Source organism: Duganella flavida (assembly GCF_009857445.1).
GTDB lineage: Bacteria > Pseudomonadota > Gammaproteobacteria > Burkholderiales > Burkholderiaceae_D > Rugamonas > Rugamonas flavida.
This window is the reverse complement of sequence record NZ_WWCN01000005.1, coordinates 233621-248608: the sequence shown is the minus strand read 5'-3', so window position 1 is coordinate 248608 and position 14988 is coordinate 233621. Positions and strand designations below refer to the sequence as shown.

13 protein-coding genes are annotated in these 14988 nt (G+C 59.8%); 4 read left to right on the top strand and 9 right to left on the bottom strand.

Annotated elements, in window-relative coordinates:
• Positions 1 to 17: 17 nt before the first annotated feature.
• Both GTP46_RS09985 and GTP46_RS09980 read right to left on the bottom strand, forming a co-directional pair.
• Positions 18 to 857 (bottom strand): FKBP-type peptidyl-prolyl cis-trans isomerase, encoded by an 840-nt coding sequence (locus GTP46_RS09985; RefSeq protein WP_161006472.1) that lies wholly within the window; start codon positions 855 to 857, stop codon positions 18 to 20.
• A gap of 105 nt (positions 858 to 962) precedes the next feature.
• Positions 963 to 2843 carry a potassium transporter Kup gene (locus tag GTP46_RS09980; RefSeq protein ID WP_161006471.1) on the bottom strand — a complete coding sequence of 627 codons (1881 nt, stop codon included), beginning with the start codon at positions 2841 to 2843 and terminating at the stop codon, positions 963 to 965.
• 178 nt (positions 2844 to 3021) lie between these two features.
• Between GTP46_RS09980 and rarD the strand changes: the two genes are divergently transcribed.
• Both rarD and ettA read left to right on the top strand, forming a co-directional pair.
• Positions 3022 to 3897 carry an EamA family transporter RarD gene (rarD, locus tag GTP46_RS09975; RefSeq protein WP_161006470.1) on the top strand — a complete coding sequence of 292 codons (876 nt, stop codon included), beginning with the start codon at positions 3022 to 3024 and terminating at the stop codon, positions 3895 to 3897.
• A 69-nt stretch (positions 3898 to 3966) separates the two neighbouring features.
• A complete protein-coding gene (ettA, locus tag GTP46_RS09970) occupies positions 3967 to 5634 on the top strand; it encodes an energy-dependent translational throttle protein EttA (protein WP_161006469.1) in 1668 nt (555 codons plus the stop codon).
• A gap of 68 nt (positions 5635 to 5702) precedes the next feature.
• Here ettA and GTP46_RS09965 read toward each other — a convergent pair whose 3' ends face one another.
• Positions 5703 to 6296, bottom strand: coding sequence for an outer membrane beta-barrel protein (locus GTP46_RS09965; protein WP_161006468.1), 594 nt, complete (start codon positions 6294 to 6296; stop codon positions 5703 to 5705).
• A 188-nt stretch (positions 6297 to 6484) separates the two neighbouring features.
• Complete coding sequence (locus GTP46_RS09960) at positions 6485 to 7090, bottom strand: alpha-ketoglutarate-dependent dioxygenase AlkB family protein (protein ID WP_161006467.1); 606 nt, start codon at positions 7088 to 7090, stop codon at positions 6485 to 6487.
• 43 nt (positions 7091 to 7133) lie between these two features.
• Between GTP46_RS09960 and GTP46_RS09955 the strand changes: the two genes are divergently transcribed.
• On the top strand, positions 7134 to 7715 hold the full coding sequence (locus GTP46_RS09955) for a putative pterin-binding protein (protein WP_161006466.1): 582 nt from the start codon (positions 7134 to 7136) through the stop codon (positions 7713 to 7715).
• Here the strand turns inward: GTP46_RS09955 and GTP46_RS09950 are convergent.
• The 5 genes from GTP46_RS09950 to GTP46_RS09930 form a co-directional block, all read right to left on the bottom strand.
• Complete coding sequence (locus GTP46_RS09950; protein WP_161006465.1) at positions 7712 to 8074, bottom strand: hypothetical protein; 363 nt, start codon at positions 8072 to 8074, stop codon at positions 7712 to 7714. The genes GTP46_RS09955 and GTP46_RS09950 overlap by 4 nt on opposite strands.
• Positions 8075 to 8292: 218 nt before the next feature.
• Positions 8293 to 9144 carry a Rossmann-like and DUF2520 domain-containing protein gene (locus GTP46_RS09945; RefSeq protein ID WP_161006464.1) on the bottom strand — a complete coding sequence of 284 codons (852 nt, stop codon included), beginning with the start codon at positions 9142 to 9144 and terminating at the stop codon, positions 8293 to 8295.
• On the bottom strand, positions 9131 to 9877 hold the full coding sequence (locus tag GTP46_RS09940; RefSeq protein ID WP_161006463.1) for an MgtC/SapB family protein: 747 nt from the start codon (positions 9875 to 9877) through the stop codon (positions 9131 to 9133). The genes GTP46_RS09945 and GTP46_RS09940 overlap by 14 nt, the downstream gene beginning before the upstream one ends.
• 11 nt (positions 9878 to 9888) lie before the next feature.
• Positions 9889 to 10140, bottom strand: a complete 252-nt coding sequence (locus GTP46_RS09935; protein WP_161006462.1) for a hypothetical protein — start codon at positions 10138 to 10140, stop codon at positions 9889 to 9891.
• Positions 10137 to 11951, bottom strand: coding sequence for an aminopeptidase P family protein (locus GTP46_RS09930; RefSeq protein ID WP_161006461.1), 1815 nt, complete (start codon positions 11949 to 11951; stop codon positions 10137 to 10139). Before GTP46_RS09930 ends, GTP46_RS09935 begins: the two co-directional genes overlap by 4 nt.
• 1082 nt (positions 11952 to 13033) lie before the next feature.
• On the opposite strand from GTP46_RS09930, the gene GTP46_RS09925 reads away from it, so the two are divergent.
• Positions 13034 to 14980 carry an AMP-binding protein gene (locus GTP46_RS09925; protein WP_202414220.1) on the top strand — a complete coding sequence of 649 codons (1947 nt, stop codon included), beginning with the start codon at positions 13034 to 13036 and terminating at the stop codon, positions 14978 to 14980.
• Positions 14981 to 14988: the final 8 nt, after the last annotated feature.

Here is a 14988-nt window from a genome sequence, read left to right as displayed (position 1 = left end):
TTTAGCTTACTTCATTCTCACTTCACAGTGAGCAGTTCGATATCGAAGACCAGCGTCGAGTTACTCGGAATCGTGGCGGTGCCAATATAGCCGTAGCCTTGGCTAGGCGGAATGACCACGGTACGCTTGCCGCCAACTTGCATGCCGGAGATGCCGATGCTGAAGCCGGTCACCACACCGGTACCCACCGTAACGGCCAGCGGCGTGCCGCCCACGTTGGTATCAAACTGGGTGCCTTTGTGATCAACGGCGTTAGCGTCGTAGAGCCAGCCGGTGTAGGTCACGGTGACCGCGCTACCAGCGTATGCGGTGGCGCCAGTGCCGACTTTGACATCGGTGTAGGTAGTGGTTGGCTGGTACACAGCCTTGCTCACATTCACCAGCGTGAAGTCGTACACCAGCGCCGAATTGCTCGGAATGGCTGGATAGGTGATGCCGTTGACGGCGATCTTGTCGCGCGAGGCGATGCCGTAAGCCATGTTAGCCGGCAGCACGGCGGTGCGCTTGCCGCCCGGTTGCATACCCAGCAGCGTCTGGTCCCAGCCTGCGGCCGGCAGCGACGCAGTCGGCAGCGCGCCCACGCCCACGGTGCCGGTCAGCGGCACGCCGCTGTCGATGGTGCTTTCTACTTTGTCGCCCTTGCCGTCGGTTTTGGTCGAGTCGTACAGGTAGCCCACATAATTGACGGTCACGGTATCGCCGGTCGCCGCCGTCAGGCCGCTGCCGACCACGGTGGTGGTCACTTTGTAGTCCGGCTGTGGCACCACCACAGCGGTAGGAGTCTTGGCGCCGCCGCCGCAGGCGGTCAGCACCGCTACGCAGGCAGCAGCGGCGATCAGTTGCAACTTCGATTTCATTATTTACCTTTGATGAGTATTCGTATTCGGTAGTCCCGGCGCAGAAGTTTAGCAGACCGCGCCACTTCCCCTCCGGGCACTACATTCAGTTACATTATTTTGTCTTCAAATTTCCACTTGCGTGCCAAGTTCAATCACGCGGTTCGGTGGAATCTGGTAGTAGTCGGCGGCGCCGCGCGCATTGCGCGACATGGCCACGAACAGGTGCTCGCGCCAGGTCGACATGCCGGAACCCGGGGTCGAGATCACGGTCTGGCGGGCGATGAAGAAGGAAGTCTCCATCATCTCGAACGGCAGGCCGAGGCACTCGCACAGCGCCAGCACGCGCGGGATGTCCGGTTCGTCCTTGAAGCCGTAGTAGATGTTGAGCTGGTAGCACTGGTGGCCCAGGTCCGTGACTTTGACCTGTTCAGCTTCCGTCACATACGGCTCTTCAATGATGTGCACCGTCAGGAACACCACGCGCTCGTGCAGCACTTTGTTGTGCGACAGATTGTGCAACAGCGCATGCGGCACGCCGTCACTCTCGCCACGCATGAAGATGGCGGTGCCGTAGACGCGCGTCGGCGGCGCTACGAACAGCGAGGACAGGAATTCTTCCAGCGGAATCGCGTGCTTTTGCAGGTTTTCAAACACCAGCTCGCGGCCGCGCTTCCAGGTCAGCATCACGATGAACAGCACGCCGCCCAGCAGCAGCGGGAACCAGCCGCCGTGGAACAGCTTCAGGGTGCTGGCCGAGAACAGCGCAACGTCGATGGCGATGAAGAAGCCGGTCGCGCCGAAGCACAGCGCCAGCGGCAGATGCCAGCGGTAGCGAATCACGAAGAAGGTCAGGAAGGTGGTGGCCAGCATGGTGGCCGTCACTGCGATACCGTAGGCGCCGGCCAGTTTGTCGGACGAACCGAAGCCTACCACGGCCAGCAGCACCACGATCATCTGCAGCCAGTTCACGGCCGGGATGTAGATCTGGCCGATTTCGCTGGCCGAAGTGTGCAGGATGCGCATGCGCGGCAGCAGGCCGAGGGCGATGGCTTGCTTGGTCATCGAGAAAGTGCCGGAAATGGTCGCTTGCGAAGCGATCACCGCCGCCATCGTCGACAGCACCACCAGCGGGTAGACGCTCCATGCACCCAGCTGCTGGAAGAAGGGATTGGAAATCGCGTCCGGACGCAGCAGCAGCAGCGCGCCCTGGCCGAGGTAGTTCAGCGCCAGCGCCGGGAACACGATCAGGAACCATGCGGCGCGGATCGGCTTTTTACCGAAGTGGCCCATGTCGGCGTACAGCGCCTCGGCGCCGGTGAGCGCCAGCACCACCGCACCCAGCGCGACGAAGGCGATCTTCTGGTTTTCGTACATGAAGTGCAGCGCATACCAGGGATTGAGCGCAGCCAGCACCCGCGGAGCTTCGACAATATTCACGATACCCATCGCCGCCAGCGCGGCAAACCAGATCACCATGATCGGGCCGAAGAAGCGGCCGATGCCGGCGGTACCGTGGCGCTGCATGGTGTACAGGATGATCAGCACGATGATGGTCAGCGGCACGATGTACTGTTCCAGTCCCGGCGTGGCCACTTCCAGACCTTCGATCGCGCCCAGTACGGAAATGGCCGGGGTGATCACGCTGTCGCCGTAGAACATGGTGGCGCCGAACACGCCGAGCAGCATCAGTGGATAGTGCCATTTCGGCGCGGCCTTGGTGACGGAATTCAGTGCCAGCGCCATCAGCGCCATGATGCCGCCCTCGCCGCGGTTGTCGGCGCGCAGCACCAGGCTCACATATTTGAGCGAGACGATGATGGTCAGCCCCCAGAAAATCAGGGAGATGATGCCCAGCAGGTTGCCCTCGTTCAGGGCCAGTCCATGCTCGGGATCAAAGACGGTTTTGAGGGTGTAGAGAGGGCTGGTACCGATGTCGCCATAGACAATGCCGACAGCCGCCAGCGTGAGTGCCGCGAGACTGCTTTTCTTGTGTTGCTCGGTCAAGATTGCACCTGTTGTTGTTTTGGTGCATTGCACAATAGGATAAGACTATGCAAAAGGCAAGGAGATTTTGGCATACGACGGCGTTCCAAATGGTCAATACCGAGAGTGTACGCCTCTGACCCTGAACTGCAAGATGAGGGATAATGGCAGACCTCCCCTCACTCGCGCAGCAGTCCCCATGAATTCAGGTATTTTCTATGCAACCACGGCGTTTCTCTGCTGGGGTTTGTTCCCGCTGTATTTCCACGCCATCGGGGAAGTGCCGCCGATGCAGATCCTGGCGCACCGCATGCTGTGGTCGCTGTTGTTCCTGGTGATCGTGTTGAGCGTGCGCCAGCAGTGGAAATGGCTGCCAAAGGTACTGCAACAGCCGCGCGTCCTGATGAGTTTTGTGGCCAGTGCACTGCTGCTGACGGCCAACTGGGGCGTGTACATCTGGTCGGTGAACAATGGCCATGTGATTGACGCCAGCCTGGGCTACTTCATCAATCCGCTGGTGAATGTGTTGCTGGGGCTGCTCGTGCTGAAGGAACACCTGCGCCGTGGCCAGTGGATCGCGATTGCGGTAGCGGCCGGTGGAGTGGCGTGGCTGACCTGGCAATCGGGCCAGTTGCCGTGGATTGCCTTAATTTTAGGCATGACCTTCGGCGGCTACGGCTTGCTGCGCAAAACGGCCGCGCTGGCGGCGCTGGAGGGCCTGTCGCTGGAAACCATGATTTTGTTCCCGCTGGCGCTGGTGTATGTGCTGTGGCTGAGCTTCCATGGCGAGAATACCTTCATCAACACGCCGCATAACAGCACGCGCTGGCTGCTGGCCGCCGCCGGCCCGATTACCGCCATCCCACTGCTGCTATTTGCGGCCGGCGCGCGCAAGATTCCGATGGCGGTGCTGGGGCTGATCCAGTACGTCTCGCCCACCATGCAGGCGCTGCTGGGCGTGTGGGTGTTCCATGAAGCCTTCACGGCCGACCGCATGATCGGCTTCCTGATCATCTGGGCGGCGCTGATCCTGTACGTGGCCGAGGGGCTGTGGGCCGGAAAACGTGCTAAATAGTGGGAAGATGGCGGGATTTATCGTATCCTGTCGTCCTTCCCTGCATTTCTACCTTCACTGAGATTCTCAATGGCAAATTACGTCTATACCATGAACCGCGTGGGCAAAATCGTCCCGCCCAAGCGCCAGATCCTGAAAGATATTTCGCTGTCCTTCTTCCCGGGCGCAAAGATCGGCGTGCTGGGCCTGAACGGCTCCGGTAAGTCGACCTTGCTGAAAATTATGGCCGGCATCGATACCGACATCCAGGGCGAAGCACGCCCAATGCCGGGCCTGAACATCGGCTACCTGCCGCAGGAACCGCAACTGGATCCGGAAAAAACCGTGCGCCAGGAAGTGGAATCGGGCCTGGGCGAAGCGTTTGAAGCGCAAGCCAAGCTGGACGCCGTGTACGCCGCCTACGCTGAAGAGGACGCGGACTTCGACGCGCTGGCCGCCGAACAAGCGCGCCTGGAAGCGATTATCTCGTCGTCCGACGGCGGCAACCTGAACCTGCAACTGGAAATGGCCGCCGACGCGCTGCGCCTGCCGCCGTGGGATGCCAAAGTCGGTATCCTGTCCGGTGGTGAGAAGCGCCGCGTGGCGCTGTGCAAACTGCTGCTGTCCAAGCCAGACATGCTGCTGCTCGACGAACCAACCAACCACCTGGATGCCGAGTCCGTCGAATGGCTAGAACAATTCCTGCTGCGCTTCCCAGGCACCGTGGTCGGTATCACCCACGATCGCTACTTCCTCGACAACGCTGCTGAGTGGATCCTGGAACTGGACCGTGGCCATGGCATTCCATGGAAGGGCAACTACTCGTCGTGGCTGGATCAGAAACAAGACCGCCTGAAGCAGGAAGAAGCTACCGAATCGGCGCGCCAGCGCGCGCTGCAAAAAGAATTGGAATGGTCGCGCCAGAATCCGAAAGCACGCCAGGCGAAATCGAAAGCCCGTCTGGCCCGCTTCAACGAGCTGAGCGAGTACGAATACCAGAAGCGCAACGAGACCCAGGAGATTTTCATCCCTGTGGCCGAGCGTCTGGGTAACGAAGTGATCGAGTTCAAGAACGTGTCGAAAGGCTTTGGCGACCGCCTGCTGCTGGACAACGTGTCGTTCACGATTCCGCCGGGCGCCATCGTCGGTATCATCGGCCCGAACGGCGCCGGTAAATCGACCCTGTTCAAAATGATCGCCGGTATCGACCAGCCGGACAGCGGTGAAGTAGTGATCGGCCAGACCGCGCGCATTTCGCTGGTGGACCAGAGCCGCGACGCGCTGGCTGACAGCAAGACCGTGTTTGAAGACGTGTCGGGCGGTGCGGACGTGCTGAGCGTTGGCCGCTTCGAAATGCCATCGCGCGCCTACCTGGGCCGCTTCAACTTCAAGGGCGGCGACCAGCAGAAGATCGTTGGCAATCTGTCCGGTGGTGAGCGCGGCCGCCTGCACCTGGCCAAGACCCTGCTCAAGGGCGGCAACGTCCTGCTGCTGGATGAACCGTCGAATGACCTGGACGTGGAAACCCTGCGCGCGCTGGAAGATGCGCTGCTGGAGTTCGCTGGTTCCGTGATGGTGATCTCGCACGATCGCTGGTTCCTGGACCGTATCGCCACCCACATCCTGGCATTCGAAGGCAACTCCCAAGTCACCTTCTTTGACGGTAACTACCAAGAGTACGAAGCCGACAAAAAGAAACGCCTGGGCGAAGAAGGCGCCAAACCAAAACGCATCCGCTACAAGCCGCTGACCAACTAATCAGCGCCAGTAATGAAAAAGCCCTCCCCCGCACTAAGCGGTTGGGAGGGCTTTTTTACGCTCTGCGCTTAGAAGTTGTAGCGCAGACCGGCGGTGATGGCGCCGGCTTTGCGGCCGACATCGATGTCGTTCTTGCCGTAGTTTTCGTACTCCAGCGAGACTTTCACGTTTTTGTTGATGGCGTACTCACCACCCACCGAAGCGTACAGCGCGGTTTTGTTATCGCTGCCGTTGACCGAGGCGATGCCCGAGGTGGTTACTTCATTGTGGTTGCGCGCCACGCCCAGCTTGCCGAAGACGGCGAAGTCTTTGGCGACTGGCCAGGTGCCTTTACCAGCAACGTAGTACGAGTGCGCATCCGTGTTCAGGCCGCCGGCAGCATTGCCCACGGTGTAGTTGTAGCTGCGCTTGCCGAAATCGGTGTAGCCCGCTTCCACTGCCCACGTCTGGTCGATATTGTAACCACCGTAGATTTTGCCGGCCGCCTTGGTGCCGCTGTGGTTGTCGCCACTGACGGCGCCTGCAGTGGCAGAATCGAAGTTATAACGGCTGCCCACCACGCCTGCACCGATGTAACCGGTGCCGGCCGCGTCTTGGGCGAAAGCTGCGGTGCCGCTCAGGGTGGCGGCGGTAGCGATGAGTGCGATGAGGGTCTTTTTCATGATGTTGGATCTTTCAGCATTGAGTTAATCAAGGGTCTTGCCTGGGATCGCAGTTTCTCTTGAATTGCGATGTGACCAAGATAGCACTCTGGTCAACCGCCGTCTCCGCCGATTTAGTAAGAAGTGTTACATCATGTAAGCCAAATTATAAGTGGCTTAAATTGACTTAAGCCGAACTTAAGAACCCTTTAAAAATCACCCCGAATTTCCCGGAAAGTCAGGTTGATGCGTGGTCCACGCGCGCTGCGCTCCTTGTTGATGCCATGCAGCCAGTGCTGCTGCAGCGCGCCCGCCATCAGCAGCAGACAGCCGTCGCCCAGCGCCAGCTTGACGGTCTTCGGCAGCGTGCGGTGTTTGAGGATGAAGGTGCGCGGCGCGCCAAAGCTAACTGAGGCGACGGCAGGCTCCGGCCCCAGCTCGCGCTCGTCGTCGGCGTGGAAGCCCATGCTGTCGCGCTCGTCGCGGTAGTAATTGAGCAGCACACTATTGAAGCGTCGCCCGGTTTCACGCTCAACTGCCTGTTTGATGTGCAGTTGCAGCGCGGTGAACGGCTGCGGATGGAAGGTCTTGCCGGAATAACGGTAGCTGGCCTCGCCATGCCAGGCCGACAAACGCGGCTGCATATGCAATTTGCCCCAGACCTGGATTTGTTCTTCGCGCCAGTCGGTCTCGACCAACAGGCGGCGCATGACTTCCTCCGGCGCCAGGTCCAGCGCCAGGCGCTGCTGGAACCACAGTTCGCCATCCTCTATCGGGATCGGCGTAAGGCGGGCGTCGTCGGCAAATAAGTCCATGCGCGGTATGATACCGGCACTACGCAATCAAGGAGTGACCTGCATGAAGAAACGCCAGTTCCTGGGCACGGCTGCGCTGGCCGGTTTGTCCGCCGCCATCGCCACGCCGGTCCAAGCCGCAGCAAGCGGCAACGGCCCTACGCTGCTGACCGTCACCGGCGCCATCGGCGTGGGCAATCGCGGCAAGCTGGATCCGGTGCGCGATCAGATGATGTACAAGCAGAAGCTCAGCTTTGACAAGGCCTACGGCTTCGACTTTGCTGCGCTGATAGCGCTGCCGGCGATCACCATCAAGCCGACGCTGGAATACGATGGCAAGCCGCACACGCTGCGCGGTCCGCTGCTGCTGGATGTGATGAAGGCGACTGGCGCCAAGCTCAACGACAACACCAGGCTGGTGCTGCGTGCCATTGATGCCTTTGCGGCGACCGTGACGGTGGCGCAAGCGAAGACGCAGCGCTACATCGTGGCCACCCATCTGGATGGCGCACCGATGGCGCTGGGCGGTTTGGGGCCGCTGTGGGCAGTGTACGATGCGGATAAAGTCCCCGAAATGGCGGCCAAACCAGTCTCCGACCGGTTCGGCCTATGCCCTTGGGGCCTGTATCACATCAGCGTGGATTAAGCGTAGGCTTCAGCCAAGCTCATCACGCGTGGCGTGATGGTAATGCCGACACCGTTGAACAGGGCGTTGATGGCAGCCATGTTCGACTCCAGCTCTTCCGCTTTCCAGCCTTCGAACAGGTCGGTGCCGGCTTTTTGGAAGTGCAGGTCCAGCACCTTGCCGCGGTCCTTGTGGGTGTAGCCGCCGCTATAGGTCTGTTTGAAACCCATACCGGTCAGTGCCGCCAGTACTTCGGCTGGCGGATTGTCCGGATCGGTGGCGATGAACACGCCGAAGGTTTTGCCAGGCGGCTTGGCAGCGACATCAACGTCGTAAATCCCAGGCGCTTTCGTTACGGTCGTACTTTTCAGAAATAACATGTTCTTACCCCTACTATCCAGATTTGGCGCCGGTTAAGCTTGCAGCTTGATTCTTGTAGAAAAGATTCCAAGAATCAAGCTTATTGCTAATTCAGAGGTTTGTCGACATATCGCTATACTTATTTTGTGAATTCGTAGCAATACAACTGCAAATCCATGCTCCAGGCAAAGGGTACATCTACTTAAAATATAGTTGTTAAGTAGTAATTTGCAAGGAGTTACGTACTTATAGGCGAATTCTGATGTTTTCTTTGTGCTAAGTCTGTGGTGGGACCGACAAGAGACCGATACAACGCTCCGGTCGCTTCGTCCCATGCAGTGACCGCCTGCTGCTGGCGCGCCACCGTCGCCATGTCGCCGCGCGCGATGGGGCCGCTCAGTGCGGCAGGGGCGCCGAGACGAAATACATTCGCCATCGACTCACTGGCCAGCGGCTGGGCCAGCTGGCGCGCGACCGGTTCCGGAATGCCGGCCGACTGGTAGGCACGCAGGGCGGCGTCCAGCACCGTCACCAGATAATTACTCGCAAACACCGCCGCTGCGTGGTACACGGTCTTGGCTGCAGCGTTGATCGGCACCGGCTGCGCGCCGATGGCCTGCAGCGCCGGCGCCAGCACCGCCAGCGCGCCCTCATCGCCTTCAATGCCGCAGAACGTACCTGAAAATTGAGCGGCCACCGCCGCCGGATCGGCAAAGCTGCGGATCGGATGCACGCTGGCGACCAGCGCGCCAGCATCACGCGCGGCTTGCAAGCGGTCCGACGCCAACGCGCCGCTGCAATGGAAAACGATGCTGCCTTGCAGCGGCACCGCTTGCGCCAAGGCCTCGCAGGCTGGCACGATCTGGTCATCACCCACGGCCAGCACGTGCACGGCAGCCGGCTGCAACTGCTCATAGCCAGTCACCACACTGCCGGCGCCGATAAACGCCACCGCCTGCTGTGCCGAGTCAGCCGAGCGGGTCAGCACTTGCTGGATGCGGAAACCGCCTTGCGCCGCCAACAAACGGCCCAGCACCCGGCCCACATGGCCGGCGCCGATTAAATTCACGCTAGATTCAATTACGTGCATGGGTCAGCTGGAAACTGTGTATGCCTTCAAATTCGGCTAACTCCGCCGATAATACTGACATCGTAGCGCCACTGCGCTTGCTCAGGGCGATGGCGACAAAGCGCCATTCCTGCATGCCGTTGTCGCAGCCTATCATCAGCGAGCCGCCGGCGATTTCATAGCCACGCTGCAACGCCATCGCCCTGAGCGCCGGTTCTTGCGGTTTATAGCCAGCCTTGAAGCGCATAGTGATGGCAATTGCGTGGCGCGACGGCAGCCAGGCTTCCACCCGGGTCAGGAAAATCATCGAGCTGGCGCACAACGCGGCCAAGCCCATCGCGCCCATATAAAAGCCCACGCCCACCATCACGCCGATCACCGACGACGCCCAGATCGAGGCCGCCGTGGTCAGGCCGCTGATGTTGAAGCCTTCGCGCATGATCACGCCGGCGCCAAGGAAGCCAATGCCAGTCACGATACCCTGGATGATGCGGGTGGGATCCGAATTCACCAGGTACTGCGACACATGGCCGCCGAACCAGTGCGCCGGATAGCCGCCGATCACCGTCAGCGCAGCGGAAGCCATACACACCAGGCCATAGGTGCGCATGCCGGCGGCGCGGCCGTGGTACGAACGTTCATAGCCGACCATCAAGCCCAGCGCCAAGGCCCCCAGCAAGTTCAGCAGGATCACTGCGTTGGTGGCGATCTCGGAATGCGACCAATAGGCTTGCAGGAATTCGATGGCGGGCATGAAGGGCTTTCTTATTTTTTGACCAGCTGCTTTTCGAAGGCAACATCCAGTTTGCTGACGCGCTTGGGCGCGGCCGGGGCGATGCTGTTGACGAAGGCGACAAAATCATCGAGCTCCAGCGGCGCGCATAGCGGTGGATTGCCGGCGCCGTCGCTGATGAAGAAGTGGCCGCTGCCGGTCACCGACATCGAGTATTTCTCGTTACCACTGCGGCGTTTCAGCCGGTCGACCGCCGAGGTGGCCCTGGTGGCGCGCGCGCTCATACGGCCTCCGTGCGGTTGTGCAGCCATGCCAGCGCATCGCCGGACAGCAGCGGCGCCAGGCGCTTGCGCACCGTCGCGTGGTACTCATTAAGCCAGCGTTTTTCTTCCTCACGCAGCAGCGCCGGTTCGATGCAGCGGGTGTCGATCGGGCACAGGGTCAGCGTTTCGAAGTTGAGGAAGTCGCCGAACTCGGTCTGGCCGGCGGCGCGGTTCAGCACCAGGTTCTCGATGCGGATACCCCAGCGGCCCGGGCGGTACAAACCCGGTTCGATCGAGGTGATCATGCCCGCCTCCATCGCCGTGTGCGCTTCCGGCATGGTGGATGGCGAAATCGACTGCGGACCTTCGTGCACGTTCAGGAAATAGCCGACGCCGTGGCCGGTGCCGTGACCAAAGTCCAGCCCCTCGGCCCACAGCGGCGCGCGGGCAATGGCATCCAGCATCGGCGACTTGGTCCCGCGCGGAAAGCGGACGGCGGACAAGGCGATCATGCCCTTCAGCACCAGCGTGAAATCGCGGCGGTGCTCGTCGGTAATGCGGCCGACCGCCACCACGCGGGTGATGTCGGTAGTGCCGCCCAGGTACTGGCCACCTGAGTCGATCAGCAGCAAGTTGTTGCCTTCGATGGTGGCGTGGCGCGCCTCGGTAGCGCGGTAGTGCATGATCGCGCCGTTGGGACCGAAGCCGGCGATAGTCGCAAAGCTCGGACTGATGAAGCCTGGGCGGCGCGCGCGGGCGGCGGTGATTTGCCTGTCGATTTCCACCTCGGTCAGCGGAGTGCGGTCTGGATTGGCCAGCGTTTGCTCCAGCCAGGTGAAGAATTCGCACAAGGCGGCGCCGTCCTGCTCCATAGTGGCGCGCACGTGAACAGCATCCTGCTCGCTCTTGCGCGACTTGGCCAGCGTGGTCGGATTAATCGCTTCGATGACTTTGACCTTGGCCGGTATCCACTGGCGGGTGCCGTAGGTAATGCGGCGCGGGTCGAGCAGCACGGTGGCGTCTGCCGGCAAGGCGGCCAGCGCAGCGGCGGCTGAGGCGTAGGGGGCAACGTCGATGCCTTCATCGGCCAGCGCGGTGCGCAGCTCGGGCGAGATTTTGCCGTCCGCCACATATAAAGTGGCGCGAGTGGCGGTGACCACGGCGTGCGACAGGAATATCGGATTGAAATTGACGTCGGCGCCGCGCAGGTTGAACAAGTAGGCGATGTCGTCCAGCGTCGAAATCAGGTGACGGTTGGCGCCGGCCTGCTGCATGGCGCCGCGCAGCTCGGCCAGCTTGCCGCTGCGGCTTTTCGACGCGTAAGGCGGCAAATGCTCGTAAATCGGCGCGGCCGGCAGCGCTGGACGGTCTTGCCAGACTTGCTCCAGCAGGTCGAGCTCGGTGCGCAGTTTGACGTCTTTGGCGTCCAGCGCGGTTTGCAGCAAGCGGGCGATGGCCAGGCCGAGCACGGCGCCATCCACTGCCAGCGTCTGGCCGGATTTCAGGTGGCTTGCCAGCCAGTCAACATATTGCACGCTGGCGCCGGAGGTCAGCTTCATCAGCTGGATGCCAGTTTCGGCCAATTGCTGTTCAGCTTGGGTCCAATAACGGGCATCGGTCCAGATGCCGGCAAACTCCGGCGTGATGATGAAAGTGCCGACCGAGCCGGTAAAACCGGATGCCCATTCGCGGCCTTGCCAGCGTTCCGGCAGATATTCGGAGAGGTGCGGATCGGCGGATGGAATCATCAGCGCATCGATTTGCTGCTGGCGCATCGCCGCCCGCAGCAGCGCCAGGCGTTCGGCGACTTGGGAAGGGTCTGGAGTATTCATAGGGGAAAGCTCAAAATATCTTGCCCCTATGATACCGCGATTACTTGATCTGCCGCTAAATAGCTGTTCGGGCGAATGATTTAATGGCTCAGCCTGTTGTGCAGACAACGTCCACCTATATTGCTCACGATCGCCTCATTCTGTCACAAAGGATTGCGCAATTTTTTCGAGACTGGCAGTTTGATTGGAATACAGCCTCACCATGCCGTGCGGCTAAAAATATATTGTCAGAACTAAATACTGCTGACAACGCTGAAGGCATAGATGGGCACGGTTCACATTTTCACATGCTCAGAGGACTAAAAAGACCTCGCCGTCTATTAAAGTAGATGGTAATTGGCGAATAATTTTTAATTTTAAATTGGCAATGCTTATGCTATTGATAGAAATGTATAATCCACCGATTCCTGGCGAGCTTATTAGAAAGTGTTTCTTAAGTCTAATAAGATGAGCCTCCATGAGTATTCTAAACAATTGGGTATGTCACGCTTAAAGAAGAGGCTTCGGCACGCGGCTTAGTGTGCCAAATTTTGGTGAGTTCGCGCCAATAATTGGCATGAATTGGCTTAAAAAATCGCGCTATGCCTTGTAGCGCCGTAATCATGACTCAGTAATTCCTGTTTTTTTTTAAAGCTGTAAAGCCTGATTCGCGCGCCAGCGCGAGGCCCAGGATAATAATCCTGGTTGTTCCTGCGAAATATGCACGATTTTATCCAAAATCGAATATAAATTCGAATGAAATAAGGACGCCAGACAGCGCGTTCCCACGTACTGTGATTTATTCGATCATTTCCAATAAACGTCGCTGCCCGCATAGGTGCGATACGACTATCGCGCAAAACCATCGTATCCTATTTAAGGACCTATTTCATTAAAACCGTACCCTTTTCCAAACCACCTTCCGGGGGTCTCACCGGCAAATGTCACGCTTTTACCATCGGAAGAGAAATCATTCATCTTCACTATGTCGCCTTTACGGCACACATAACTGCCCTTCCGCGCAATTGTTGTTGAAAAAGACAACAGGCTTTCTCGCGGCACGTTAATATCATCAAACAAAAAAAGAAACGCAACAGGAGACACTGGTGCAAACCGAATACGAGACTTTTCCTCGCCGCTTGCTCGCGCATGGTCAGGTAAGGCCCGGGAAACCCGCGTTTCGCGAAAAGTATCTGGGCATCTGGCAAAGCTGGACCTGGTCCCAGGTCAACGACGAAGTGCGCGCCCTCGCCGGCGGCTTGGCTGCGCTCGGCTTCCAGCGGGGCATGAATCTCGCCATCATCGGCGATAACCGCCCTCGCCTGTACTGGTCCATGCTGGCCGCGCAATGCCTGGGTGGCGTGCCGGTGCCGCTGTACCAGGATGCTCCCGCCGCCGACATGGCCTACGTGCTTGAAAACGCCGAAATCCACTTCGCCATCGTCGAAGACCAGGAACAGGTCGACAAGTTGCTCGAATTGCAATCGTCATATCCGCACCTGCGCCACATCGCTTACGACGATGAGCGCGGCATGCGCCACCATCGGCAGCAAGGTTTGCTGGCCTTCGCTCAGCTACAAGAGATGGGGCGCGCCTGGGACCGGGCCCATCCCGGTTTCTTCGAGGCCCAGCTTGCCGAAGGCCGGGCCGGCGACAACGCCATCATCCTGTACACCTCCGGCACCACCGGCAAACCCAAGGGCGTGTGCCAGACCCACGCCGCGCTGCTGGCGGCGGGCGAAGGCGGCGTTGGCTTCGAGAAGCTCACCGATGCGGAAGACATCCTCTCCTACCTGCCGATGGCATGGGTGGGCGACTGCCTGTTCTCCTTCGCCCAGGCAATGACCGCCGGCTTCACGGTCAACTGCCCGGAATCCGGCGAAACAGTCATGACCGACATGCGTGAAATCGGCCCTACTTATTACTTCGCCCCGCCGCGCGTGTTTGAAAACATGCTGACGACGGTGATGATCCGCATGGAAGACGCCGGCGCCATCAAGCGCCGCATGTTCCACCACTTCATGGCCGTGGCGCGCCGCTGTGGTGCTCAAATTTTAGACAATAAGCCGGTGCCGCTGGCCGACCGCCTGCGCTACGCCGTCGGCAAGGCACTGGTCTACGGGCCACTGAAAAATGTGCTGGGCATGTCGCGCATCCGCGTCGCTTACACGGCCGGCGCGGCGATCGGCCCTGATCTGTTCCGCTTTTATCGCTCGATTGGCGTCAATTTGAAGCAATTCTACGGATCGACCGAAACCTGCGCCTATATTTGCCTGCAGCCGGATGGCCAGATCAAGTTCGACAGCGTCGGCCTGCCGGCACCCGGCGTGGAGGTCAAACTGGCCGAAAACGGCGAAGTTCTCGTCAAATCGCCGACGTTAATGGATTGTTACTACAAGCGCCCGGACGCCACCGCTGAAGCGATCGATGAACACGGCTATTTCCACACCGGCGACGCCGGTGTGTTCGACCACGAAGGCCACTTGAAAATCATCGACCGCGCAGCCGACGTCGGCCGCATGAACAGCGGCGCCATCTTCGCGCCCAACTACATCGAGAACAAGCTGAAGTTCTTCCCCTTCATCAAAGAGGCAGTCGTATTTGGCCACCAGCGTGACGAGGTGTGCGCTTTCGTCAACATTGACATGGAAGCGGTCGGCAACTGGGCCGAGCGCCGCAGCATCGCTTATTCCGGCTACACCGACCTGGCAGCACATCCGCAGGTGTACGGGCTGGTGCGCGACTGCATCGAACAAGTCAACGCCGACCTCGCCGCCGAGCCTTCGATGGGCGACACCCAAGTCCACCGCTACCTGGTTTTGCACAAGGAACTCGATCCCGACGACGACGAGCTGACCCGCACGCGCAAAGTGCGCCGCAAGTTCATCGCTGAAAAATACGCGGTGCTGATTGCTGCACTCTACGAAGGCAAGACCTCGCAATACATCGAAACACAGGTCAAGTTTGAGGACGGCCGCAGCGGCGTGGTCGCAGCCGACCTGCAAATCGAACGCTGCAAGACCTACCCTGCCGTACAGGCAGCGGCATGACCGAGGAC